Origin of the sequence: Paenibacillus sp. UMB7766-LJ446, assembly GCF_030226665.1 — a bacterium.
In the GTDB taxonomy this organism is placed as follows: domain Bacteria; phylum Bacillota; class Bacilli; order Paenibacillales; family Paenibacillaceae; genus Paenibacillus; species Paenibacillus vandeheii.
Genome location: NZ_JASOYM010000015.1, coordinates 18911 through 45370 on the forward strand (window position 1 = coordinate 18911; position 26460 = coordinate 45370).

Genomic DNA, 26460 nt, shown 5'->3' on the forward strand with positions numbered 1-26460 from the left:
TAATTCCATTCTAGCGCATATTTCCGATGATGGATGATCTTGAATCTTGCATTTTTTTGATGAAGTTAGTCATCACATTAAAAGCTTCATTGCGTTTGTTGGACAAAGACTGCAGACGCAGCATATCCATTTGTTGAGAACTGCTCAACGCATCGATTTTGCTCTTCAAGGCTTGCACTTGGGAAGCATCCCCACTCTGAATGGCCGCTTGCAATTGTGCGTTCAGCTCTGCGATCGCTTGATTGCGATTTTGAACTTCTTGAATTTGCGACTGCAATTGGCTATCCAGCAATTTGGCGCGTTCTTGCTGAACCATCATCAAAGCTGTTTCGATGTCCATACTGGTCAGATCAATGCTTGCAATGGAAGACAGCACCGGGCTTGCCACAGGTGCACTTGCTGCAGAAGCAGAAGTTACAACTGATACAGCTGCGATGGCAGCAACAACCGTGGAAGAAATCAATTTGCCTGATTTTTTCATAACGTACACCTCCTTATAATGTTTACAGATACCATCCATTAACTGGCATCTTTCGACATCATATATCCAAGGTCCTAGATCCTACAACCCAAATTCGCGAAGATGAGACTAAATTGATACACATCAAGTCCCGAGCCTTCTCCCTACAATTGAATACGCTGTTTCTTGCTTAAGCGGCTCTCCGTTTTTGAACAGGCACCCACACTTCCACTTCGGCGTCCATTGGATTTCCATTAAGCAACACTTCCGCAATCGGCCCCCCCGAATATTCAAAGTCATAGTCATACTCATCAGTTAAAAGGGAGCCAAACGCTTGATTTTCCAACTTATCAAATGCCAAACGGGATAAGCCACCGCTTCCTGACAAAATTAAATACTCGCCTGAAGGAAAAAGGACTTCGTCCGCATGTTCAGGCAGAGGCTTGGAGGATTGAACACCAGCATAATAATTCACTTTGCCATCCACTATGGCAACTGCGGCATACCCGTATGGACTTTCTGCGTAAGGGCGAAGGCTTGCCATTTGTCCATTCTCCAACATACTTTTGAAAAAAGTTGTCTTATCGCTGGTATACTCTGGAGCGTGGATGGTCGTTCCCTCGTTTAGTGTCGTTTTAAAACTAATGAGACGAAAGGCCTGCTTCCGTTCAATCTTGTAATTGTTCATAGTTAATGCCTCCTAGTTGTACATGAATTTGGTTTACGTACCAAGCATAATCTATCAACTGTGACATCTGTATGGCATACTTAAATAGGAGGTGGAGTATGAAAATCGATCGCTTGCTTGCTTTAATTATGATTTTATTGGAGCGAGAGGTGGTTAGTGCAAGGGAATTGGCCGAACGTCTTGAAGTGAGCAGACGAACCATCTATCGAGATATTGATACGTTAACCTTTGCCGGGTTGCCTATTTTTACGCATCAGGGAGCGATGGGCGGCGTAGGTCTGATGAAAGCCTATAAAATGGACAAGCTGTTATTCACACCACATGATATTCAGACCTTGTTAACCAGTTTGAAAAGCTATAAGCAGCTATTTGACCATAATGAAATAGTTTTCGTGTTGGAGAAATTGAATGCGATTCATCGCGGAAGTGCAGACATTAAGGCAGGAAGGTTCGCCGTCGATTTATCGTTAAATCAGGGGAATGAATCACTCCGAAATTTGCTTAGTTATATTGAGACCGCGATGAATGAACAGCGATATCTCGTTTTTGAATATGGGGATCGGGACGGGAAAATCAGTTCCCGAACGGTGGAGCCCTATCAGATCGTCTTCAAGGAGAGCAGCTGGTATTTGCAAAGCTACTGTGTCGATCGAGAGGATTTTCGCATATTCAAATTGGCGCGTATGAACCGTCTTCAGGTGTCGGAGGACGCATTTGTGCCAAGAGACTTCACGCCGTTACCGATGGATGGAGCCGGATGGATGAATCAGGATTGGGTAGAAGTAACAATTCGTGTTCATCGTTCCGTCATTGATAAAGTCATTGAGCGTTTCGGGGAAGCACATATCCTTCATATGGGGGAAGAAACCTGCCTCGCGACATATCCCATTATTAAAAATACATTCGGATACGACAAGTTACTTGCATTTGGAGATAAATGTGAAGTGATAGAACCGATTGAAGTTCGCAATGGATTTCAAGACTACGTTCGTCGCATTCTAGGGAAATACGAACACCAAGGAGAATAAATGCAACATAATGAAACCAGCACGCTGTCCATTCAGAATGGCAAACGTGCTGGTCGTTTTTTTTATTTTCCAGACTCCGTTGCAGAATCCGGTTGAGCCAGCCTTTTAACCATATACGGAATCAAAATGGAAGTCAGAATAACCGCAAAGGCAATCTGGGCAATCGCCGCCTCCACATAAGGTTCATATGCCGGGTTAAATCCGGCGGCCATCGAGGGCACTACCATCGACAGACCTGCAACCGAACAAGTCGCGGCTGCCGCATAACCCGGACGTTTGAGCAGCACTCGATCAATTCCGATGAGAGGCAGCAAACAAATGACCAGGAAGAGTGCAGTTACCAGCAGACCGGATAAGCTCGACTGAAATGCAATGCGCAAATTAATGTTGGAACCGAAGCTTGTACCAAGAAAGGGAAGCAGGATCAATGTTCCCGGAGCGAACATCTTCTGAATATTGCTGTCCAGATTACCCAACAGAATACCAATTAGAAAAGGCACCAGCGTAGCAAGAACACTGAGATAATCAATGCCGACACCACTTGCTGAATTCAATATCATGATCGGAATGACCGGAACGGCAATCAGATTCAAAATGCCAAATGCAGCACGATCCACATCATCCCCATAGGAGTTCATTAAAGCAAGATATAGTCCCGGATTGCAACTGGTCAGAACGGCAATGAACGCAACCGCAGAGACACCACCAATCCCATCTATGCCAAAAAAGTGTACAAACGCCGAGCCGAATACGCAGCTGATGATTATACGGGAAATGCAGAGCACACCTGCTCTCTTCAGGGTCGTCAGGAGCTGGGACAGGTTCAGTTGTGTTCCGGAAACCAGCAGGATCATGCCAATGAGCACCATCGTTCCTTTTGAAGTGAACAGCGCCGTCGTTGGATCTCCAATCTGAAAGAAAGACGGAAACAGAGTGTTGATGACAGCGGCGAGCAGCATGGGGACAATGAGCAAGCCGCCGGGAATTCTTTTGACACGCCCCAGAATATTCATCTTGGCTTACAGCTGCTCTCCGTTAGTTTTGATCACATTCTGATACCAGTAAAACGAGTCTTTACGATATCTTTTCATTGAACCATTGCCGTAATCATCCTGATCGACATAGATGAACCCGTAACGTTTGCTCATCTCAGATGTACCCGAACTGATCATGTCGATCGGTCCCCACATCGTGTATCCCAGAACTTCTACGCCATCGGCAATCGCCAGCCCCATCTGTTCAATGTGCTTGCTCAGAAAGTCAATCCGATAAGGGTCGTTGACAGTTCCGTCCTCATTCAGGTTGTCGTAGAAGCCCGAACTGTTTTCAAGAATAAATACAGGCTTTTTGTAGCGGTCATAGACCAGATTAAGCGTATACCGCAGTCCAACCGGATCGATCTGCCATCCCCATTCGTTTGCAGGTAAATGCGGGTTTTTGTAGACGCTGTGTACGTTCCCGGCTGTTAATTCAAGCTGCTCCGTATCACTGCTGGAGATCATGGAATTGTAATAGGACATACCAACGAAATCAGCGGTGTACGCCCGAATGCTATCGAGATCACCGTCTTCGATGTTGATGGTAATGCCTTTATTTTTGAAATAGGTCTTGCCGTAATACGGATACTCGCCCTGATTCAATACATCCAGGAAGAACTGGTTTTTCATCTGATCATCCTGCTGCATTTGGAGCGCATCCTCCGGTTTGCACGTATATGGATACGTTGTGAAATAGGCCACCATACTTCCGATTTTATTATCCGGATCGATCTCGTGGGCCATCTTGGTTGCTCTGGATGCAGCCACAAATTGGTGATGAAGACCTTGGAACAGCATTTCCTCAAAATTCGGCTTGTCATATTCGATAATGCCCAGCGTCTTGGCTCCTGCTTTTACGCTCATATTGATCTCGTTAAATGTGACCCAATACTTCACTTTCCCTTTGTACCGATTAAACAATACGTCACAGTAATTAACATACAAATCAATCAGCTTGCGGTTGTACCATCCACCAAACTTGTCAATCAGCACGATTGGCATATCAAAGTGACTGATCGTGATCAGGGGCTCCATGCCATGCTTCAGACACTCATCAATCACTTGGTCATAGAACTGAAGTGCCTTCTCGTTTGGAGCCGCGTCATCCCCGTTCGGAAATACTCTGGCCCATGAGATGGAATAGCGAAATACCTTGAAGCCCATTTCAGCGAATAGCGCAATGTCCTCTCTAAACGTATGGTAAAAGTCGATACCCCGGCGCTTCGGATATTTTACGGTATCAGGATCATTCTTCGCCTCCTCGATCATCTCCCGATTGATTCGGATCTGCTTGGTCACCTTGCGATCGTTCTTCTCGTTAAACTTCATCACTTCCGGGATGGTCAGGCTCTTACCATCTACGTTGTAAGCTCCTTCAGCCTGACAGGCAGAAAGCGCCCCACCCCATAAAAAATCTTTCGGAAAATTGGAATTCGTCATTTTAGTTTCCTCCTGTTATTGGACCTGCCTTTATTTATGTTGGATAAGAAATGCTGTAGTACTCGCCCATCACGGAATCAGCTTGATCAATGCTTCACTTTCTCGAATTGAGCCACTGGTTGCAGTTGTCAAAACGTCTCCAAACTGCTGCATATTCGTTACCACAATGGATGTGATCGTGTTATAACCAGCTGAAGTGATGCCTTCCGGATCAAACTCCACCAATAAATCCCCTGCCTGGATGGCCTGTCCCTGTTCAATATGGGCATTAAAATATTTCCCTTTCAGACTAACGGTGTCCACGCCAATATGAATCAGGATTTCCACACCGTTTGCTGCCTTGAGCCCAATGGCGTGTTTGGTACGGTATAATGCTTCAACTATCCCGTCAAAAGGAGCGTATACTTTGCCTTCCGTTGGAACAATGGCAATGCCTTTACCCATTAGCTCCTGGGCGAAAGCCTGATCCTCAACCTCAGAGATCGGTTTGATCTCCCCAGTCATTGGACTGACAATCAGCATGTCCGAAGAAGATACAGATGTCTGAGGGGAAGCTTGTTCTGCATTCGTTCCCGTTGCAACAGCAGTCTGAATGCTATCCATTGCACCTGTTGCCTGCTGCTTCGTTTTTGTTCCATCCGCATCTTCCTTAATACCTGCCATCAGGGTAAATACAAAGCCGAGTACGATTGCGGCAACAGAGCCAATCACCACATACATGTAACGGTCAGCTGTGTACGTCCCCAAGGCCAGGATGCCGGGCAGTGAAATTGCCGTAGCACTGGCGTGAACCATACTGTAAAATCCACCGACTAGTCCTGCTGCTGCACAGCCCGCAAAGAATGGCCGTTTATATCTCAATGTGACCCCGTAGATGGCTGGTTCAGTAATTCCAAACAATGCAGTAAATCCGCTTGAACCGGCGGCGGACTTCATCGTTTTACTTTTCGTCAGTACAAACACACCGAATGCCGCTCCCGCTTGAGCCAAGTTCGCCGCCAGTGCAGCAGGCAGCAGCACAGTTGAACCCAAGCTTGCCACTTGTTGTACCTGAATAGGCATGAGCGCATAATGCATACCGAGCATAACCATAATCGGTTTGAAAAAGCCGAGAATCAGACCGGCAAGGATGCCTGCTGTGGAGAACAGATAGTTAATTCCCTGGGTAAGCCAATCACCGATATAGGAACCGATGGGTCCAAGTATAATGAGTTCGAGCGGAATCATGATAAATAGAACCACCATCGGGGTAAGTAAAACCCGTAAAAACTTAGGTATGAACTGATCAACAAATCGGTACACATAGCTCATGATCCAAACGGCCAGTATAATTGGAATGACCGAGGATGAATACTTCATCAGCAGGATTGGCATTCCAAGGAAATCAATGGTGTCTACGCCTGTATCGGCGATCTGGGCTGCTGCATTCAGAATGGTTGGATGCATCAGTCCGGCTGCAAGCGCCACCGCGAGATAAGGATTGGTTTTGAACTTATGAGCCGCGCTGACTGCCAAGAAGAAAGGCAGGAAATAGAAGATCAGATCGCCAATCATGTTGACGATCACCAAGAATCCCGAGCCTTCAAGCCATCCCAATGCAGCGATTACTGTAGCCACACATTTGATCATCCCACAGCCAACGAGAGCCGGGAGTACAGGAGTGAATATGCCTGCGATGGTCTCCAGCACCACATTGACCGGGTTACGTTTCTTCATCGATCCGTTATTGTTTGGAGATTCTTCCGATCCGCCAAGCCGGTCTGAAGTTAGTCCTTTCACTTCGTTATAGACTGCGTCTACCTTTGCGCCAATAACGACCTGTACCTGTCCGCCGGAATTCTGTGCCCTCAGCACTCCCTCAAGCTGATCGAGCGTCTTCAAATCCGCTTTGGCATCATCTTTTAATACAAATCTCAACCGGGTTGCACAGTGTGTCAGACCCGAAATATTTTGCTCGCCACCAACAAGTTCAAGTATGTTTTTAGCCAAGTCTTTGTTGTTCATGACCCTTCTCCTTTGTACAGAAAGATAAGATGATTTAATTTATATATAAAAAATGACCAAGCCGGGGAATCGTCATTCCCTACGCTTGGTCATGCCTGATCGAATCAGTAACAGTCCATTGTGTAATATTCGATTGTTTAGTTGGATATGAGTCGTTGTATATGAAGAATCAGATATAATTTTTCATCATCGGAACAGGTCCAGCCATAATTGTTTTTCAGGAAATCCGCAATTTTCTCAACACACGCCAATTCCTTCGGAAACTTCTCCTTCACCATCAGGAACAGGGATTCATTCTCGTCCTTGAGCGACTTGCCGCTCATTTGCCGCATAATGAAGTACCGTATATGTGTCGCAAACCTCATAAAATGAATGGAATCTTCCTGAAAATCAATTTTAAGCGCATACTTGATCACAGATAGAATCTCACCCGTTACGGTAGTAACTTTAGTCGTGTCCGTCATCTCTCCCGAACCGACCTGTGCGTTGACAAAGTGAAGTGCCAATAGTGTCGTTTCTGCGGCTGGCAAGGTTACACCCGTTTGTTCATGAATCAGCTTGAGCGCTGCCTCTCCCACCCGGGTCTCATCGGGATACAATGTCCTTACTTCCCACTCCAGTGGATTTTTGATGCTAATGCCTTCCCGCGTTCGGGTCAATGCAAAGCTGATGTGGTCGGACAGGGTGAGAAGCAGATTCGGGTTAAATGTTTTATTCAAAATCTGACTGCCGAGCTTAATCACTTCCTCAGCCAAATAAATATCCTCGATCGGAATGCTATTTAACAAGTCATACATACGAATATTTTTGGGAGCCACAAAGATTTTCTCCACCAAATCCGTCTCCGTCAGCTCATATGGCGTTTTTAGAAACCCTACCCCTTTGCCCACCACGAATACTTCTTCATTGTTATCATTCATGGCAATAGCCACATTATTATTCACTTTCTTAATAACCTTCATTGTTCTCACCCCCCGACAAAATAAAAAAAGACCGAAAGCGATTACAGTTAAATAATCGAATTCGGTCATGCCTGGTTCGCCCAGTAACAGTCCGTGTTATGAATATATCTATCATTATATGCCTATCTTCCAAAAAGTCAATTGACCAATATAAGGAGAATCCGCCCTTCTTACGACCTGAAGGGAAGAGTTCAATTCTACTCGTCATATATACTGAAGCTTTTTTCAAGATGAAAAGTAATTGTGACCATATACAGCATTCGAAAGTCTAATCTATGTAAAACCAACCAAGGGCTGTCTTGATAGTCCCCTAATGAAAGGAGCTGTTTTCCATGGATCCAACCGATCTCATAAACCAAGCCATACAGGGAGATCGCGATGCCTTTATCAGGCTCATAAGAGAGATTGAAAATTCCCTATACAATACCGCAAAATCCATGCTGCGAAAAGAGGAGGATGTGGCTGATGCCATTCAGGAGACTATCCTGAAAGCTTATAAATCAATGCACACCCTTCGTGAACCCCAGTTTTTCAGAACCTGGATGTTCCGCATCCTTATTAATGAATGTAATACCATGTTATCCCGCCGTTCGCTCTCCACCTCCTATGCGGAGGTGCCCTCACAGCAGAAGGAACATTCCAGTCCCTACGATGAAGTGGATATGAGAGAAGCAGTTGACCGGCTAGAAGAATCGAAACGAATCGTCATTGTACTGCACTATTTTGAGGACTTGTCCCTGCGTCAAGTTGCAGATGCACTGGGCATATCCGAAAGTGCCGTGAAAATGAGACTCACCCGGGCAAGGCAGGAACTGTACCATAAATTCAAAAACTTTCGGGAGGTAAAATTGTATGTCAAACCCGTTTAATATGGATCAGAAATTAAAGGAACAAGCGAAGGAGCGTCCCGTCATGTCTGAACTCGTACGTAATCGAATCGATGCTACACTGGAGTCACTGTCTGAGTCATCTCACACCTTGAAAACTGAACATGCTAAGCACCCCAGTCGACTTCAAAAGGGATTGCGTCGTACCGCAGCTGCTACCATCGCAGCCGGGGTATTAGGCGTGACTGTATTCGCATCCGGCTTTGTATCACCAGCCATGGCGGACTCCTTACGCAATATTCCACTGGTGGGCAGCCTCTTCAGTTCGATTGAAGCCGATATGGGACTGAAAACCGCAGGAAACGAAGGTCTGACCACTATGGTAAATAGCAAGGTCGCCTACCAGGATGTGAAGCTTGAAGTGCTGGAAACGGTATATGACGGTACACGAGCAGCGTTTTTGGTTCAATTCACTGCGCCCAATCTGAATCAAGGCGAATATGACAACGGCAAAGATATTGTGAAGCTAAGCAATGGGATTGATAACGTCTTTTTCAATGTAAACGGGGCACGTCAGGATACGGGTCTGTTCTACAGTTCCATAGGAGAAACGCAGCCAAACACGCTGCTCTTCGAACAAGTCATCCCCTCCGAGCAAAATTCGGCCTTCCCGGATCAATTTGACGCCGAAATTAAGTTAACACTGCAAGGAATTGATCATGAGTTCAAGCTAAATATTCCTTTTACCAAATCAACGGACGATATCCAGTATGTTCAGCCTGACACTACAATCTCGAACAGTCTGTATACTGCTGCCGTTACGGAAGCCAAAGTTACACCTATTACAACACGCATATCTACAATCATTTCCTTAAACAACAAAAGCACACTTACCGCGCAAGATGAAGAGCAGTTGCGCCATATCGGATTTGCCATTTTCGATGATCAGGGCCGGCAATTGACAGCCCTTAGCGGTGAGGGCTTGTATGAGGGAAACCAGTTGAGATCCGAGCGAATTTATGCCACAACATCCAAGCATCTGAAGTACTTAATCGTGAAGCCTTTTGAGATTAAGGATGATTTCACGGAAGTGATCAAAGACCATCAATTCATCAAGGGAATGGACATTAGGGTCAACTTGAATCAGTAATAAATCATATCCTTTTGAAGGAGTCATTACATGTCCGTTCAATATACGATTACATCTCTAAGCATACTCGGTCCATTATTCTTTCTGGTCCTGATTGCCCTGGTGTTCTACACCAGGGTATACAAAATCAGGTACACAGCCAGACAATATATTTTAGTCATCGCTTTTATCGTTTACCTTTTTGGAGTTATGCATTTTGTATTCTTCCCCATCGACATTAACATCGGAATATATGCCAATCAGACTCCATGGTATAAGACCCTTCAGTGGATTCCTCTTCTGACTGCGGATGCACCGAGTTTCGCATTAAACATCCTGCTGTTTATTCCACTGGGGTTCATGCTTCCTTTATTAAAACCTTGGGCTCATTCCGTACGAACCGCTGCAATAGCAGGATTAACTCTAAGTCTTCTCATCGAAATGCTGCAGCTCCTGATCCGAGTTACCCTGGGCAACGGCCGCAGCACTGATATCAATGATCTAATTGCCAATACTGCAGGAAGTGTACTTGGGTATGTCACCTTGAATTTGTTCACAAAATGGGCCGCCGGACAACTCCTAATGACCTCATGGAGGTTAAAACACGACCCACTACACAAATATAAGCATTAATTGATTGCATCAAGCGCACACCTCCCCTGGTAGGCAAAACATGGTCAATTCATTATGATGAAAAAAGCAGTCTGCTATGATACAATGAAGGAATTGTGTATTCACAGACAGACATGTGGATAAAGCCCATGAATGAATGATTTCTGGTACGCTTTATCCATGATCATGCTGCCACTCTAGGGAGGTTTATGGAACAACCATGCTCATTATTGGTATCGCCGGAGGAACCGGCTCCGGTAAAACGACGGTAGCTCGTTCCGTCATTGACCGTCTTGGATCGGGCAAAGTAACTTTTATATCCCAGGACAACTATTACAAAGACCAGTCGCAGCTCACCCCTGAGCAACGTCGACTCACCAATTACGATCATCCGTTTGCATTCGATAATGATCTGTTGATTGAGCATCTCACCCTGTTAAAACAAGGCCAAACGGCATATGCTCCCGTATATGACTTCACCATAGATAATCGTGCCGCGGATGAAACGGTTGAACTGGCACCAAACCATATCATTATTGTGGAAGGACTGCATGTTCTGATCGATGAGCATCTCCGCGCTCTTCTGGATATTAAGGTATTTGTCGATACGGATTCTGATGTGCGTATTCTGCGCAGAGTTCTGCGGGATATGGAAGAACGTGGCCGTACGATTCAATCCGTATATAAACAATATCTCGAAACCGTCAAACCGATGCACGATGCTTTTATCGAGCCTTCCAAAAAGTATGCAGACATCATCATTCCCGAAGGTGGACATAATGAGGTCGGTATTCAAATGTTATCCATTCTGACTGAGAAATATCTGACTGGTGAACAGTGGAATGGCGCTTAATTAAACATGCTGATGCATTACTTGCCCTGCATTCATCACGTTTGAGTGAATGACAGAGAGATCCTACAGCATGACCACTGAAATCCAGATTGCGATTTTGCGCAATCTGGATTTTTTGGGTATTTCTATTTTATAATGGACTCTATAGCTGAAAGGAGACATCACCACATGGCTACTTTTGAAGAGTTTATACAGCATGATATCCGCGTTGGTACAGTGGTGGAAGCCGAACCTTTTCCTAAGGCTCGAATCCCTGCCATCAAAATGACTATCGACTTTGGCCCACTCGGCCTCAAACGTTCAAGCGCCCAAATTACAAAACATTATACCCCCGATATGATGATCGGCAAGCAGGTTATTGCCGTAGTCAATTTTCCGCCGCGCCGAATTGCTGGTTTTGTATCGGAAGTGCTGGTGCTTGGCGGCGTGCCTGGTGAAGGTGACGTTGTTTTGTTAACGCCAGACCAGACATTACCCAACGGCACGCCGATTGCCTGATTTTTTCATGATAATGCGATTCTGTCTTTTCACCTTAAAGCATAATGCTATAAATCTTCGGATTCGTGGTCTTTTACCATGCAGATCAGTCCAGCCGGAACGACTTCCAATCCCAAGTGCCACATTAATCATCAACAAAAGGATTGCTTCATAAGTCATGAACATGACTTTGCAGCAATCCTTTTGAATTTAACTCCCCACTCTTTCCAAACCTACAACAGAATGAAGCTATTCTCCCTGCTCCATGCTTCTCGATTCTTTCGGAGACACACCGTTCACTCGCTTGAACATCTTGGAAAACAGCAATGGATCTGTATAACCCACCGAGTGAGCCACTTCGCTAACCGACAACGACGAGTGCTGCAGCAGTTCAGCTGCACGGTTCATCCGGTATTCGAGAAAGAAAGCCTGTAATGACTTGCCATACCTCTCCTTGAAAAGTCCTGACAGATATGTACGGTCCAGACCTACAGCTCTGGCAATATCAAGGATTGAAGTTCTCTGACTATACCTGATCTCCATAAACTGAACGGCCTGTCTGATGTATTCCTCCTTGGTAGACAGAGGCCGCTGCACCTGCTCCCCTGCCGGAGAAGATGCAATCAGCTCTGCAATCAAGCGGTATAACAAGCTTTGGTTGAACACATCTCCCCCGGTACGTGTGGATGCCTGAACCATCTCCGCATACAACCGATCAAATATGTCTAAATCCCTGGCATCAAATATAGGATGTTCGGAACTTAACTGTGCCCGCTGCATGAATGTCTTGGCATGCACCCCTCTGAAGCCAAACCAGGAATATGTCCAAGGTTGCTTCTCATCCGCCTCATAATGGATAAGGGTATCCGGAAAAATGATGAAACCCTGACCCTGTGTCAACTCGTATTGCCGATCCGCCATAAACACAGTGCCTTTGCCTTCGTGAATGTAATGAACAATGTAGGAATCCCGGACGCCAGGCCCCCAATAATGCGACGGATCACATGCCTGCCAACCGAAAAATAACAATACCAATTCCATCTGCGTAAAATCCATAGGAACCACGTTCGTTTCGACCAGTCTCACATTTCTCACCCCTTATGTTCATTACCGCAACAATCCCTCAACTAAAATTATAACAGGTAAATGTGTAAATTATCAGCTGTAAACGAACCCAAAAATGGGATTATGCCATGTTTCAGAGAGGTTGAGCCATAGTTATACAGGCCTGATTCTCCTATATTGGAGGTACACCATTTATTCAGGGAGGCTGAACTTGAGATGAACAAAATTACGTTTCTCGGTGCGGGAAGCACCGTTTTTGTCAAAAATGTATTGGGTGACGTCATGATGACTGAAGCACTGCAGGATTTTGAGCTGGCGTTGTTTGATATTGATGCCGAGCGTCTTAGCGATTCAGAGCGTTTGCTTACAAGTATGGCCCGTTCGCTCGGAAGCGGCTGTGCCATCAAAGCCTATACCGACCGCAAGGAAGCGCTGCGCGGAGCCAAATATGTAATCAATGCTATTCAGGTGGGTGGATATGATCCATGTACAATTACGGACTTTGAAATTCCGAAGAAGTATGGATTGCGTCAGACCATTGCCGACACGCTGGGGATTGGCGGCATTTTCCGGAATCTGCGGACGATTCCGGTAATGCTCGATTTTGCCCGGGATATGCAGGAGGTGTGCCCTGATGCGTGGTTCCTGAACTATACCAACCCAATGGCGGTACTGACCAATGTCATGAATGTGCACGGCGGAATCAAAACCGTAGGTCTGTGTCACAGTGTACAGGTGTGTGTACCGCATCTGTTTGATGCACTGGGGATCGATCAGACGGGTGTAGTCGCAAAAGTTGCGGGTATCAACCATATGGCCTGGCTGCTGGAAGTCACTCGGGATGGTCAGGATCTGTATCCAGAGATTAAACGTCTGGCGAAGGAAAAGCAGAAAGAGCAGCATGATGACATGGTACGTTTTGAGCTGATGCAGCGCTTTGGATACTATGTTACCGAGTCTTCCGAGCACAATGCCGAGTACCATCCTTATTTTATCAAACGGAACTACCCCGAGCTGATCGAACGCTTCAACATTCCGCTGGATGAATATCCGCGCCGCTGCGTGAATCAGATTGAAGGCTGGAAGGAAATGCGTGAAAAGCTGTTATCCAGCGAAAATATTGAACATACGCGCAGCCGGGAGTACGCTTCGCATATTATGGAAGCCATGGAGACAGATCGTCCTTACAAAATCGGCGGTAATGTCATGAATAACGGGTTAATCACCAACCTGCCTCGTGAAGCATGTGTTGAGGTGCCTTGTCTGGTTGACGGCTCCGGTATCAGCCCAACGTATATCGGTGACCTGCCTCCACAACTGGCTGCACTGAACCGGACCAATATCAATACCCAATTGCTGACGATTGAAGCTGCCATCACGGGTAAAAAGGAACATATTTATCATGCTGCCATGCTCGATCCGCATACTGCTGCCGAACTGTCTATGGATGATATCGTCGCGCTGTGCGATGAACTGATCGAAGCTCACGGAGACTGGCTGCCGAAGTACACATCATAAGAAATTCATGGTTTCGCACTTGAAAAGCGCCGATTTCCTCTCATTAGAGAGGGAGTCGGCGCTTTCAGGAGTTTTCATTTTATTTTCCAACCTCATCCTGAAGCAGGAAACGATAGCCGATTCCCGGCTCAGTCTGGATAAATCGAGGCCGCGTGGGATCTTCCTGCAATTTTTTACGCAGATGACCGACGTACACCCGTAAGTAATGGCTGTCTGACTCATGGTGATGCCCACCCCACACTTGTTGCAGCAGCTGCCGTTGGGTAATAATTTTGCCTGCGTTGGAAGCGAGTACTTTCAGCATTTCATACTCGGTTGGAGTTAACTTGACGAGTGATCCCTCCAGATCCACCTGCCTCTGGGCCAAATCAATCGTGAGCGGACCAAAGCGCAGTACAGGCTCATCCGTTGTTTTCGCCACATGGCGAAGAGCAACCCGAATCCGGGCAACCAGCTCGCCCATGCCGAACGGTTTGGTAACATAATCATCTGCCCCGCCGTCCAGTGCAGCGATTTTATCCTCTTCGCGTTCTTTTGCTGTCAGCACAATGACCGGTACCTGAGACCACTCCCGAATACGCTGAAGTACGTCCATTCCGGACATGCCGGGCAAGCCCAGATCAAGCACGATCAGATCGGGATGCACAATGCTCGCCTGGACGACCGCCTCTTCTCCGTCTGCACATTCATGAATCTCAAAGTTGTGCGCCTGAAGCGTAACCTTCAGCAGTTTGCGGATCTGTGGTTCATCATCCACAATCAATATGCGTGCGCCTTGTGGTGCCGTCATGTCATTCTTCCTCTCCTTGTCCCATATACGGGAATGATGCCTCGGGTTCTTCGGTAGGCAAACAAATGCACACCCGTGTCCCGCCTCCCGGATTCGGCTCTGCGGTAATCGTACCTCCATGAACCTCGACAATTCCTCTGCAGATGGCGAGTCCCAGTCCTGTACCTGTCACATGCCGTGACGATTCGGAACGATAAAACTTCTCAAACACCCGCTCTCGATCTGCTTCCGGGATCCCGACGCCCGCATCAGCCACCACAATGGTCATTCGTCCAAGCGACTCATCTGCCTTTACCGTAATGACGATTTCACTGTCGACCGGAGAATATTTAATGGCATTGCTGATGACGTTAACCAGGACCTGCTCCAGCAATACCTCGTCTCCAGATATAAATGGCGGTTGATCCGGCAAATCTACACGGATGCGGCGGTGCTGAATAAATTGCTGAACCTGCCCCAGTACAATACCGATCATGTCACCCACATCACACCATTTCCTGCGCAGCTGCAGCATACCACTTTCCAGCTTCACCATGCCAAGCAAGTTGGTCACCAGCCTGTTCATCCGCAGCGCTCCATCCCGAATATTGGCTGTAAGTTCCTTTCGGTCCTCCGCGGTAAAAAGGGAATCATTCTCCAACAGGCCTGTGGCTGAACCAATGATGGCGGTAAGCGGTGTTCGCAGTTCATGGGATACTGAATCCAGCAGAGCGGTACGAATTCGCTCCGATTCAGCGGTCATTTGCGCCAGCCTCGCTTCCTCCGCCAGCTTAACACGAGCGATGGCGCTCGCCGCCAGCCCGCCACAGGCTTCCAGCAAACGCAGTTCCTCCCGCTGCTCATAAAGATCACTGGATTCCAGATTCACGGCAAGCACCCCGTGAATCTGGTCTTCTGTACGCAGCGGCACATACAGCCCGGAAGATTCTCGCAGACTGGAAGATCCGCGTCCAGCTACTTCTCCATGGATGTATACCCACTTGGCAATGGCAGCCTCAGACTCACTTTTGCCCCAGCCTGCGAAATCCGGTTCGCCCGAAGATGAGGTAACCGCGAGCTCCCCGTCAGAATTAGGAAGATATAGTGCCGCCGGAGCCCCAAGTGTTAGAGAGACTTGCCTCGCAATATTGTTCAGCAGTGTATCCAAATCTGTAACAGCCGTCATCTGACGGCTCAAAGCATACAGCGAATTTGTCGTATTCTCACGCTGCTTCACCATCTCCAGTTGCTGCCGCAGTCGCCCTGCCAAACTTGCGGTTAATACCGCAACCGCCAAATACACGATAAAAGAGAAAATATATCGTAAATCTTCAACTGTAAAGCTCAGATACGGGGGTACAAAAAAGAAGTCAAAGGCAACAACGCTAAGACTCGCTGCGTATATGGCCGGTCCCAATCCCCAGTAAACGGCACTGACCAATACGGGGAAAAGATAAATCAGCCCCACGTTAACCAGATCCTCCCTCATACCGATCGTATGAAGCAACATAGTTAACAAGGCGATGCCGAGGGTTACCCATATATATTTGGGGACACGCTTCAGCTTCAACCAAACCGCTTCCCCTTTGGTTCGTTCAGACACAGTACATTTCACATCCCGCTCTGATCATAATCGTAATCTGCAACAATCAATACATCTATACGCCTCGATAGCCGCACCAGCCTGCTGACAACCGATCCTTTTCCACGGTAGCCATTCAACCACCAGACACGTTTTGCCTGACCCACTACAAGCTGCGTTGCTTTTTCTTCAGAAGCTTTACCTGCCAAAATACCAGGCACATCTCTCAGTCTCAGACAGTGATGAATGTAAAATTTCCCGCCCAATCGGACCGTGAGCTGTTCCAGCTCCTCCAATTGACACCTTACCTCGTCACTCATAACCTTGCCTACATAAACATGGTGCACATGCCAGACCGCCTTCAGTCGATAGGCGGTACGAAATCCACGCCGGATCAGCCGATCGGCATGTTCATCACAGCTTACGCAGACAAAGACTGCTTCCTGTCTGCGCCAGGGACCGCGCAGCGCGCTTTTGGGCTCCTGAGATTCCAGACGTTCATCCACATCATCCGCCAGTTCCCGCAGGGCAAGTTCCCGCAAGGCAATCAGATTGCCAATGCGAAAGAAATGCTCCAGTGCTTGATTCACCTTGGCTGCTGCATAGATTTTACCCTCCCGCATGCGCTGCCGCAAGGCCTGCGGGGCTACATCAATGAGCTGAACCTCATCCGCCATTTGCAAAATCTGATCCGGCACCGTCTCTCGGACCCGAATCCCCGTAATATGTTCCACTGCATCGTTCAAACTTTCCAGATGCTGCACATTAACGGTAGTGATGACGGAAATACCCGCCTCCAACAGAAGAAGCACATCTTCGTACCGTTTTTGCCGCATGCTACCTGGAATATTGGTATGTGCAAGTTCATCCACCAGCACCACTTCGGGACACAGACGGAGAATCGCCTCTGTATCCATCTCCTCCAATTGGACCTCCTGATACGTCCGCTGCTCCCGTGGAATTACAGACAACTGACCAATCTGCTCCACCGTCTCCGCCCGATTATGCGTCTCCAACAGACCAATCTGCACGTCGATGCCTTTACGAAGCAGATCATTGCCTTCCCGGAGCATCATATAGGTTTTCCCTACGCCTGGGGCAGCACCGATATATACTTTGAACTTACCACGCCGAATCTGGCCGATCTGTTCTTTCATTTCCTGCTCGCTTAACCTGCGATAGGTCGGTGTCTCCATTTCGGACAAACGGGCAGGGAGCACACGCTCTCCCTCCTGCTGTGCTCTATCGGCCAACAGGAAAAGATCGACGCCCCGCATCCTGCGCAGCAGGGAGTTAACGAATGATCCTTGCCACAGCTCCTGCCAGCGGGTGTGGCGTGAATGTCCCATTACGATTCGGGTAATCTGATGCTGCACCGCATATTGTGCCAACGTTGATGGTATTTTCCGGCGATGTACGACAGGTAATTCCTCGAATCGACCACCAAACTTCTCCACCAGTTTGATCATGCTGCGACGGAAAACAATAGCCTCCTTGGTTAACGGCTGCTTCATATTGCGGAAGGTCACGGCTTGCAAATCCCCGTTCAGCCTCTTCGCAATCTGTTGTCCGCGCCGAATGTAGATCGACCCGTTCCAGTGATATTGAGTGGATACCAGAATACGTTCCATGATGCCAGTCGTAACAGTAATGCCCATCTCTTCCCGGTGCTCACGCAGCGATTCGTTAACCCCTTCCGCGACAAGCCGGAGAGCCAGCTCACGTAAAATACCCAAATTCCCCTGTCGAAACACCGCTTCTCCTTCATGTCCCCTAAGATGCCCCTCAGCAAGTCGGCTCAATACCGTTTCCGGCGTCACGTCGATCAGCTTCACCTCATCGGCCAGTTCAAGGGTATCCGCAGGCACGGTATGTTCCGCGGCGATACCCGTAAGCTGACGTGCAAGCTCCGTATATCCCTCCAGCTCATACACGTTCACCGTTGTAATGACGCTGATGTTATGCCGCAGCAAATACTGTATATCCTCCAGCCGGGTTGCGTGACGTGCCCCTCTCCGGTTTCGATGGGCCAACCCGTCAACGAGCACCACCTCCGGATTACGCGCCAGCAGGGCATCCAGATTCAGGTCCTTCATCTCCATGCCGTCTTTCCCACGGGACCAGTGAATGCTTGGAATCCGTTCCAACTCACCCAGCTGCTCCACCGTCTCCGGTCTGCGCATAGTCGACACGGCGCAGATGACGACATCAATACCCTGCTGGCGCAATGTGTTTCCTTCCCTCAGCATATGATATGTTTTGCCTGAGCCACTTACTGGACCAATGTAAATTTTCAAGGTTCCCTGCTGCAGCTTCGTAATCATCTTCAAAATGTCTTCCGGAGACTTGCGCTTGAAGCTGTCCTCCATCCCGCCCACTCCCCCTATCCATAACTGTTACACAACATGGAGAAAGCCCCTTCCGAAACTCGGAAGAAGGCCAGATATGGTTTTTCATACAACATACATCGCAGACTATATCTTATATGTGATTAACACATTTCCAAGCAAATGGAGCCCGAACAACGTATCCCTTCTGCTGACGGACCGTAAAATAAATTTCTTTCAAATACGCCGCTTCGTTACTTCAGCTCTGCCTTCAATACCAGATTCAGTGCGGTCACATTCACACGCGGCTCACCAAAGATGCCCAGCTGTCGCCCTTGTGTATGTTCCTCCACGATCTTGGCAAGCTGCTGCTCGCTAAGGCCTGTTGCCTGACTAATACGAGGAATCTGTGCTTTTGCCGCTTCAGGTGACAGATCCGGGTCCAGACCCGAACCCGAACCCGTCACGAGATCCGCAGGGATGTGCCGCAAGCCCGGGTTCTCCTGTTGGACCAGAGCCACCTTTTCCTTCATCTCAAGGATATACACCTCAGACGCTACGGCGCGATTGGAGCCTGCTGAAGCTGCTCCATCATAACTGGCGCTCGAAGCCCGGGGCTGGAACAGCCCCGGCGATTTTACTTCCTGCGCCAGCAGCGACGAACCGATGGTTTTTCCGTGCGCTGTGATCAGACTGCCGTTGGCATGATTGGGGAAAAGCAGTTGTGCCACTCCGGTTGTAACCAACGGGTAAATGATACCGCAAATCAGCATAAGCACGACAGACAACCGGATGGCGGGCAGTACCTGTTTCATATGAATCACATCCTGATTTCATTATTAGTTGTACCATTTACACCAGATGAAGTCCCGACAGCACCAGATCGATCAGCTTGATTCCGATGAACGGCACGATCACGCCGCCTACGCCATAGATGAACACGTTCCGTCCAAGCAGCCGCTCCGCGGACATGGCTCGATATTTCACACCCCGCATAGCGATAGGAATGAGCAGCGGGATAATGATGGCGTTGAAGATCAATGCAGACAGAATTGCGGACTGTGGTGAAGCGAGATTCATAATATTCAATGCCTGGAGCTGCGGCATAGCCAAAATAAACATGGCCGGAATGATGGCGAAATACTTGGCAATATCATTCGATATCGAAAAAGTTGTCAGCGCGCCGCGGGTAATAAGCAGCTGCTTGCCAATGGAGACGACCGACAGCAGCTTGGTCGGGTCGGAATCCAGATCAATCATGTTGGCCGCTTCCTTGGCTGCCATGGTGCCTGAATTCATCGCCAGGCCAACATCGGCCTGTGCCAGAGCAGGAGCATCATTGGTCCCGTCGCCCGTCATGGCGACGAGCTTGCCTTCCTGCTGCTCTTTTTTGATCGCAGTAATCTTGTCTTCCGGTTTCGCTTCGGCAATAAAATCATCCACACCCGCTTCCAACGCAATAGTTGCCGCCGTCAGTGGGTTATCGCCCGTACACATAATCGTCTTGATACCCATAGCTCGCATCTCGGCGAACTTCTCCTTCAGACCTGGCTTCACCGTATCTTTCAGATAGATTACACCATAAATCTGGTCGTCCATTGCAACAGCAAGCGGTGTACCCCCAGCCTTTGCAATTCGGTTGGCTATATCATCCAAATCGCCAGGTATCCGTCCTCCACGGGAGGAAATATGGCGTTTGATCGCATCCACCGCACCTTTGCGAATCTGCTTCCCACCGCTTAGATTCAGACCCGACATACGGGTCTCTGCGGTGAAGCTCACATGCTCTGCATCTGCATATTCCGTCTCCGCCCAGTTCTCGCCCTGCTTGCCAGCCAACTCAACGACCGAGCGCCCCTCTGGTGTCTCATCCACTACGGAAGCTTGCAGCGCAGCCCGGGTCATCTCCTGTGCTGACACCCCCTGAACAGGGATAAACTCAGCCGCCATGCGGTTTCCGTACGTGATCGTTCCGGTTTTGTCCAGAATCAGCGTATCAATATCGCCAGCCGCTTCCACCGCTTTCCCCGACATGGCGAGGACGTTGAACTGTGTTACGCGGTCCATGCCTGCGATCCCAATAGCGGATAACAGCCCGCCGATCGTTGTCGGAATCAGACAGACAAGCAACGCGATTAGTGTCGCCAGATCAAGCCGGATGCCCAGGTAGCTTGCCATCGGAACCATCGTCAATATGACAATCAGGAAAATCAGGGTCAATACGGCAAGCAGTGTAGTCAGCGCAATTTCATTCGGTGTTTTCTGGCGCTGTGCACCTTCAACAAGTGAGATCATCCGGTCGAGGAACGACTCCCCCGGATCGGTCTGTACACGCATGACAATATAGTCGGAAGTGACTCGTGTACCACCTGTAACGGAGGAGAAGTCACCACCTGCCTCCTTGATCACAGGGGCAGATTCCCCGGTAATGGCGGACTCGTCGATGGAGGCCAGCCCTTCAATGATCTCGCCGTCCGTGGGAATCAGCTCTCCCGCTTCTACACGGACGAGATCTCCTTTTTTCAACTGGGTCGAAGACACTTGCTTGAGGGTTCCGTCTTTCTGTACCAGATTCGCCGTTGTGTCCGATTTCGTCTTGCGCAGTGTGTCTGCCTGAGCTTTGCCCCGCCCCTCTGCCAGTGCTTCAGCAAAGTTGGCAAACAGCAACGTGAATAACAGGATGAGAAACACAGCGATGTTGTACCCTCGCCCTGCCTCGGATGCAACAAACAGGTCCGGATTAATACACAACAACAACGTGATGAGTGTACCTACTTCAACGATAAACATCACCGGATTTTTGATCATGACGACCGGGTTTAGCTTTTTGAAAGCATCCAGGGACGCCTGAAGCAGTATCTCACGACTTAAAGTTTTAGTTCTTTTGGGAGTACCTTGATCTGTACCTGTACCTCGCGTTCCCTTACCCTGAGGGCTAATCATGCCCATGCCTGTTCCTTCCACCGACTGCTCCTTCTTTCGTTCTATAGCATTCATTGCGTTAATCCACCTCCACACTCTACGTCCTCACTCATATCCCCATAACGGATTGCCGTACTCTCCATCAACGGATCATCGCCAAATGCTCTGCAATCGGTCCAAGTGCCAGCGATGGGAAGAACGTCAACGCACCGACCACCACAATCATCATCACCAGAATGCCTGCAAAAAGAGGCGTATGTGTGCGTAGTGTACCCGTTGTTACGGGAACCACTCGTTTGGTGGCCAGTGATCCGGCAATAGCAAGCATTGCGATCATGGAAATGTATCTTCCGAGCAGCATCACCACACCAATGGCGATGTTGTAAAAGTCTGTGTTGGCATTCAGTCCGGCAAACGCCGATCCATTATTGGCAGCCCCGGATGCAAAAGCATAAAGCACCTCGGTCAGGCCATGCATGCCTGAGTTCGAAATCGAAGCTACAGCTTCCGGGCGCATGAGCGCCAGCGCAGTTGGACCGAGAATAATCAAAGGGTGAATGAGCAGCGCAATGGACGCGAGTTTCACTTCTTTGCCCTCGATTTTTTTGCCCAGAAATTCAGGGGTTCGCCCAACCATCAGCCCGCAGATAAATACAGCCAGAATGACATAGAGCAATCCGTTGAGCAAACCTACTCCTTTGCCGCCGAATACGTTGTTGAGCATCATTTCAGCCAATGCCACCATCCCGCCGAGCGGAGTGAGCGACTCATGCATATTGTTCACTGACCCGGTTGTAGCTGCTGTTGTGACTGCCGTGAAGAGCGCCGATTCGGATATCCCGAACCTGACCTCTTTACCTTCCATATTGCCTTGAATGCCCACCGCCTCCAGCGCAGGCACACCGCGATATTCCGAAACGAATACCGTAGTCAGCATGATGAGGAAAAGAAAACTCATGGCCGCAAACAGAGCCCAGCCCTGCTTCCGGTTGTTCACCATGATGCCGAAGGCATACACCAGCGAGGTTGGCAGCAGCATCATGCAGACGATATGCACCAGGTTCGACAACGCCGTTGGATTCTCAAATGGATGCGCTGCATTCGTTCCGAACCAGCCTCCACCATTGGTACCTAGGTGCTTGATCGACTCCAGCGAAGCGACCAGCCCGCGACTAATCGTTTGCTGAGCCCCCTCCAGCGTGGTTGCGTTCACCGCTCCCGCCAGTGTCTGCGGCACACCCTGGAATACCAGGAACAACGCCACAATGAAGCTCAGCGGCAAAAAGATTCTCGTGATTGACCGTACCATGTCGACGTAAAAATTACCCAGTCCATCCCGGCGGCCGACCAGCCCGCGAATGAATGCAATTGCCACCGCGAAGCCGGTCGCCGCCGAGGTGAACATCGGAAACGTCACTGCCAGCATCTGTGACAGATACGACAGGGCATTCTCGCCGGTGTACGACTGCCAGTTCGTGTTGGTCATGAACGAAGCAGCCGTGTTGAATGCCTGCGCCGCAGGCATATTGGCGATGCCATCCGGGTTGAGTGGCAAATATTGTTGCAGCCGCAGCACCAGAAACATCAACAACAGCATGACGAAGTTGGAGAGGAGCACGGCCGAAAGGTACTTTTTCCAACCCATCGACTCGTTCTCCTTCACCCCCATCAATCGATACAACAATCGCTCAGGTCCGCCAAATATCCGATCCAGCCCTGTTCGCTTGCCGTCAAACACCTTCACCAGATAACTCCCCACTGGCTTCACCAGCAGTATGATGATCAGCAGCGTCACCGCTACTTGTAATAAACCACTACTCATATCCGCATTTCCTCCCTAAAAATCGACGATCCGAGTGCTTCTGGATTCGTGCATAAGGCGACCATCAGAATTTCTCCGGCCTCACCAGCACGTAACCGAGATAGATCACCAGCGCGAGCACAATCATCCCGATGACAATCATATGGCTCCTCCCCTCTCTTGCCCTAAGCTTTCTCACAAAACTTCACAAATCCCCAGAACACCACAAACAACAGCACAACCAGCCCGATTATCATGGCATCATTCACCATGTGTTCTCCTCCCTCTCTCTACCGTTCTTGCAACCTTCTACATATGAAATCGTAATACGAAACGCTGTAAAAAGGGGGTAAAGAAATACCCGCCAGGGTGTAAAAAAAGCGTAAAAAAGACCCGCTCACCTCAGCTAATAGCTGAAGGGAACAGGTCTATGGATGCTAACATGTATATTGGAGCGCCCTTCATCCAAACGGATTCTGGGCCCATTGCAGCAATCTTTTTCGGGTGATTTTCCCGTGTGATGTATGTTGGATCACCTTGCCGCTGTCCAGCAGCAAAACTTGAGGCGATTCATGGTGAACCTCGGTATCTTCAGCGATGCGGCGGGAAAGCGTGCGGCTTTCAATAACTTTGACGATCCAGTATTCCATTTTTTGTGCAGGATTGGATGCATTCGAACCCACAAACGCCATAAACTCCCTGTATGCTCTTGCACTGATTGGACAGGTTGTACTGTGTTTCAGCAGCAGCACCGGATGATCCTGCGACCGCACAAGCAATTCTTCCCATTCCTCTTGCTTATGCAACTCCTTGACATATTCACTCAGCATATCATCCAGTCCCGAGCCAGCACGTTTGCTAACGACAGATCCAACCACGACGCCCAATGCCACACCAAAGGTAATACCCAGGGCGACCTGATTTGCAGCCACACCAATACTCGTACCAATGGCAATACCCACCCCAAGCCAAAGCGTTTGAGAATTCACTTTTTTATCCATGGAGATCATCCTCCCTAAAGATATTCATAAAAAATATTAATTTTAATACAGAAGCAATCACTCATTTGCCTGTATAAAATGGCTATGGTAACCTAAGAATAGACAACAAGGCGAGGTAAGATAAAACCCCTCTTACTGCGCACGTCTGTTACGATGTAAAACCAATCCCACCGCAGGAGTCAACCTGTTTAACGGTGGTTTTTTGTTTATCCCTTTCTTTAGAGCATTCCCACCAGTTGTCTACCGGAAATTATATCATAGGCGCCCATTCAGGCGCTTTTATATTCTTCATCTAAGGGTACGCTTTTGTGATACACTGATTGTAATTTGGCAACGATGAATGAAGAAATGATTGGAAAGGCGGAAATTCGTTATGGCATATGCTTTTATGATCGAACCGCAGTATTATAACGCTTTGGAGAACGAGGACGAGCTGATTGAGAAGTGCCAGGAGTGGGGTTTGCTTTCGGAGAAAGCAACCAAGGTCAAAACGTTCTATTATAAAGGAAATGGACTGAATATGCCTTGTACCATCGTTGGTTTTGTCGATCATATGGCAGCCGTCATCCAACTGGACAATGAGCAGAAACACTGCATTCATCCGTCGTACCTGAAAGAAATGCAGGCGTCCAGCTATAATGTGAAAAGTTCAATTGGAGCGGGAACAGTTAAGCCCGGGGAACCGGTCGCTGCAACCCAACCAGATCATATCTCCAGCTCTGATACCGTTCAAGAGCCAGATGATCCGTCTAATTTGGATGAGATTCCATCTGGTATGAATGCAATGGATTTCGAATCGGATGTGGACACGGATGACGATGATAACTCTTCTGCTCTAAAAGGCGACCCTGAGGGTCTGGTGGAAGAGTACGTTGGACCTGCAAATGCAACTAGCAGTGCAGCCAAACCTAAGGCCAAAACCGCAGGCAAAGCCAAATCAGTCAAGATTGAGCTGCCGGAGGGTAAAGTGAAAATGTCCGCCGTTGTGAAAGAATTTACGACCGTGCCGAACCACTTCTCCGACAATGATGACGAAATCATCATCTATGAAGCCGTAACAATCACGGAGCCTGAAGTCGTTGACATTGGCGAAGCCTGGTCCAGCCACAGTGCTACCATGAAGAAACAGGAGCTTGAGGTTGGTGATGTGCTTACGTTTGAAGCCAAAATTATCAAGAAAAAGCTGACCAGGAACCCTGTTCCTTATAAAATCAACAACCCCTCCAAGCTTCAGAAAGAGGTCTAGTTTTCAAGTGGAACACGGTAAATACACTCCTTGCAGGAGTCAAAAAACAAAAATTCCAGACCATGTAACTCATGTCCTGGAATTTTTTGTTCTATATCAGAGAAACGCTAAATCACAATTTACTGATGGTTGGCTGCAACACAGCTAATCTGGAAATGGACTCCGAATTTGTCGGTTACCATACCGTAGGCTGGACTCCAAAATGTTTCCTGTATCGGCATTTTCACTTCGCCGCCATCTTGCAGCTGATTAAAGATTTCTTTGGCTTCCTCCGCGGTATCCGTATTCACTGTGACATTAACATGGTTACCCACTACATACGGCATGCCAGGAAATGTATCAGACAGCATCAGCACAGAGCTGCCAATTTGCAAAGAAGCATGCATGATACGGTCTTTGGCTTCTGGTGGTACGGGGTGATCCGGATCGGATGGACCATCGCCAAATGTCTGGAGAGCTAACACTTCGGCTCCAAATGCTTTTTTATAAAAATCTACTGCTTCACGTCCATTGCCATCCGTTACAAGATACACATTCAAGCTGATCGCCATGCGTTCTTCATCTCCTCGATATCATATAATTAAACCACTAATGCCGCTTGCGACATGAGTATATACGAACAGGCTGTCCGTTGACAAGAGTACGGGTAACTAGCTCATAGGTAGGATTATCCGAAAGCCTTATTTTATCCAAAAAAAAGACCACTCTCCCG

At 48.3% G+C, this 26460-nt stretch carries 24 protein-coding genes; 8 read left to right on the top strand and 16 right to left on the bottom strand.

Annotated features, from left to right (window positions below; genetic code table 11):
• Nucleotides 1-10 precede the first annotated feature (10 nt).
• Both QP794_RS27750 and QP794_RS27755 read right to left on the bottom strand, forming a co-directional pair.
• Nucleotides 11-481: a hypothetical protein gene (locus QP794_RS27750; protein ID WP_285079972.1), complete on the bottom strand. Its 471-nt coding sequence runs from the start codon at nt 479-481 to the stop codon at nt 11-13.
• A gap of 169 nt (nt 482-650) precedes the next feature.
• A complete protein-coding gene (locus QP794_RS27755; RefSeq protein ID WP_285079973.1) occupies nt 651-1148 on the bottom strand; it encodes a GyrI-like domain-containing protein in 498 nt (165 codons plus the stop codon).
• A 98-nt stretch (nt 1149-1246) separates the two neighbouring features.
• On the opposite strand from QP794_RS27755, the gene QP794_RS27760 reads away from it, so the two are divergent.
• Nucleotides 1247-2176, top strand: coding sequence for a helix-turn-helix transcriptional regulator (locus tag QP794_RS27760; protein ID WP_285079974.1), 930 nt, complete (start codon nt 1247-1249; stop codon nt 2174-2176).
• A 62-nt stretch (nt 2177-2238) separates the two neighbouring features.
• Here QP794_RS27760 and QP794_RS27765 read toward each other — a convergent pair whose 3' ends face one another.
• From QP794_RS27765 to QP794_RS27780, 4 genes are all read right to left on the bottom strand, one after another.
• Complete coding sequence (locus tag QP794_RS27765) at nt 2239-3189, bottom strand: 2-keto-3-deoxygluconate permease (protein WP_285079975.1); 951 nt, start codon at nt 3187-3189, stop codon at nt 2239-2241.
• Between the two features lie 6 nt (nt 3190-3195).
• The gene (locus QP794_RS27770; protein ID WP_285079976.1) at nt 3196-4653 is read right to left on the bottom strand and encodes a glycoside hydrolase family 1 protein; all 1458 of its coding nucleotides are present in this window, start codon (nt 4651-4653) and stop codon (nt 3196-3198) included.
• A 69-nt stretch (nt 4654-4722) separates the two neighbouring features.
• Nucleotides 4723-6657 (bottom strand): beta-glucoside-specific PTS transporter subunit IIABC, encoded by a 1935-nt coding sequence (locus QP794_RS27775; protein WP_285079977.1) that lies wholly within the window; start codon nt 6655-6657, stop codon nt 4723-4725.
• Nucleotides 6658-6794: 137 nt separating this feature from the next.
• Nucleotides 6795-7619, bottom strand: coding sequence for a PRD domain-containing protein (locus QP794_RS27780; protein WP_285079978.1), 825 nt, complete (start codon nt 7617-7619; stop codon nt 6795-6797).
• A 332-nt stretch (nt 7620-7951) separates the two neighbouring features.
• On the opposite strand from QP794_RS27780, the gene QP794_RS27785 reads away from it, so the two are divergent.
• From QP794_RS27785 to csaA, 5 genes are all read left to right on the top strand, one after another.
• Nucleotides 7952-8488 carry an RNA polymerase sigma factor gene (locus QP794_RS27785; protein ID WP_285079979.1) on the top strand — a complete coding sequence of 179 codons (537 nt, stop codon included), beginning with the start codon at nt 7952-7954 and terminating at the stop codon, nt 8486-8488.
• Nucleotides 8472-9596, top strand: coding sequence for a DUF4179 domain-containing protein (locus tag QP794_RS27790; RefSeq protein ID WP_285079980.1), 1125 nt, complete (start codon nt 8472-8474; stop codon nt 9594-9596). Before QP794_RS27785 ends, QP794_RS27790 begins: the two co-directional genes overlap by 17 nt.
• Before the next feature lie 30 nt (nt 9597-9626).
• Nucleotides 9627-10208 (top strand): VanZ family protein, encoded by a 582-nt coding sequence (locus QP794_RS27795; protein ID WP_285079981.1) that lies wholly within the window; start codon nt 9627-9629, stop codon nt 10206-10208.
• 199 nt (nt 10209-10407) lie between these two features.
• On the top strand, nt 10408-11040 hold the full coding sequence (udk, locus tag QP794_RS27800) for a uridine kinase (protein WP_285079982.1): 633 nt from the start codon (nt 10408-10410) through the stop codon (nt 11038-11040).
• 168 nt (nt 11041-11208) lie between these two features.
• Nucleotides 11209-11538 carry a chaperone CsaA gene (csaA, locus tag QP794_RS27805; RefSeq protein ID WP_024629442.1) on the top strand — a complete coding sequence of 110 codons (330 nt, stop codon included), beginning with the start codon at nt 11209-11211 and terminating at the stop codon, nt 11536-11538.
• Nucleotides 11539-11766: 228 nt separating this feature from the next.
• Here the strand turns inward: csaA and QP794_RS27810 are convergent, their stop codons facing one another.
• Nucleotides 11767-12603 (bottom strand): AraC family ligand binding domain-containing protein, encoded by an 837-nt coding sequence (locus QP794_RS27810; protein ID WP_285079983.1) that lies wholly within the window; start codon nt 12601-12603, stop codon nt 11767-11769.
• A 195-nt stretch (nt 12604-12798) separates the two neighbouring features.
• Between QP794_RS27810 and melA the strand changes: the two genes are divergently transcribed.
• Complete coding sequence (gene melA, locus QP794_RS27815; RefSeq protein WP_285079984.1) at nt 12799-14100, top strand: alpha-glucosidase/alpha-galactosidase; 1302 nt, start codon at nt 12799-12801, stop codon at nt 14098-14100.
• A gap of 79 nt (nt 14101-14179) precedes the next feature.
• On the opposite strand, the gene QP794_RS27820 is transcribed toward melA, so the two are convergent.
• The 8 genes from QP794_RS27820 to ytxJ all read right to left on the bottom strand — a co-directional run bounded on the left by QP794_RS27820 (nt 14180) and on the right by ytxJ (nt 24502).
• Nucleotides 14180-14890, bottom strand: a complete 711-nt coding sequence (locus QP794_RS27820; RefSeq protein ID WP_094938520.1) for a response regulator — start codon at nt 14888-14890, stop codon at nt 14180-14182.
• Nucleotide 14891: 1 nt separating this feature from the next.
• Nucleotides 14892-16472 (bottom strand): ATP-binding protein, encoded by a 1581-nt coding sequence (locus QP794_RS27825; protein ID WP_285079985.1) that lies wholly within the window; start codon nt 16470-16472, stop codon nt 14892-14894.
• Nucleotides 16473-16480: 8 nt separating this feature from the next.
• Complete coding sequence (locus QP794_RS27830) at nt 16481-18820, bottom strand: histidine kinase (protein ID WP_285079986.1); 2340 nt, start codon at nt 18818-18820, stop codon at nt 16481-16483.
• Nucleotides 18821-19032: 212 nt separating this feature from the next.
• Entirely contained in the window at nt 19033-19593 is a 561-nt protein-coding gene (gene kdpC / locus QP794_RS27835; protein WP_285079987.1) for a potassium-transporting ATPase subunit KdpC, read from the bottom strand.
• Nucleotides 19594-19630: 37 nt separating this feature from the next.
• The gene (gene kdpB / locus QP794_RS27840) at nt 19631-21775 is read right to left on the bottom strand and encodes a potassium-transporting ATPase subunit KdpB (RefSeq protein WP_483311962.1); all 2145 of its coding nucleotides are present in this window, start codon (nt 21773-21775) and stop codon (nt 19631-19633) included.
• A 67-nt stretch (nt 21776-21842) separates the two neighbouring features.
• A complete protein-coding gene (gene kdpA, locus QP794_RS27845) occupies nt 21843-23522 on the bottom strand; it encodes a potassium-transporting ATPase subunit KdpA (RefSeq protein WP_285079988.1) in 1680 nt (559 codons plus the stop codon).
• A gap of 64 nt (nt 23523-23586) precedes the next feature.
• The gene (locus QP794_RS33255; RefSeq protein WP_082350862.1) at nt 23587-23664 is read right to left on the bottom strand and encodes a potassium-transporting ATPase subunit F; all 78 of its coding nucleotides are present in this window, start codon (nt 23662-23664) and stop codon (nt 23587-23589) included.
• 298 nt (nt 23665-23962) lie between these two features.
• The gene (gene ytxJ, locus QP794_RS27850) at nt 23963-24502 is read right to left on the bottom strand and encodes a bacillithiol system redox-active protein YtxJ (protein WP_285079989.1); all 540 of its coding nucleotides are present in this window, start codon (nt 24500-24502) and stop codon (nt 23963-23965) included.
• Between the two features lie 373 nt (nt 24503-24875).
• Between ytxJ and QP794_RS27855 the strand changes: the two genes are divergently transcribed.
• Nucleotides 24876-25748 (top strand): hypothetical protein, encoded by an 873-nt coding sequence (locus tag QP794_RS27855; protein ID WP_285079991.1) that lies wholly within the window; start codon nt 24876-24878, stop codon nt 25746-25748.
• 119 nt (nt 25749-25867) lie between these two features.
• Here QP794_RS27855 and QP794_RS27860 read toward each other — a convergent pair whose 3' ends face one another.
• On the bottom strand, nt 25868-26299 hold the full coding sequence (locus QP794_RS27860; RefSeq protein ID WP_285079992.1) for a VOC family protein: 432 nt from the start codon (nt 26297-26299) through the stop codon (nt 25868-25870).
• Nucleotides 26300-26460: the final 161 nt, after the last annotated feature.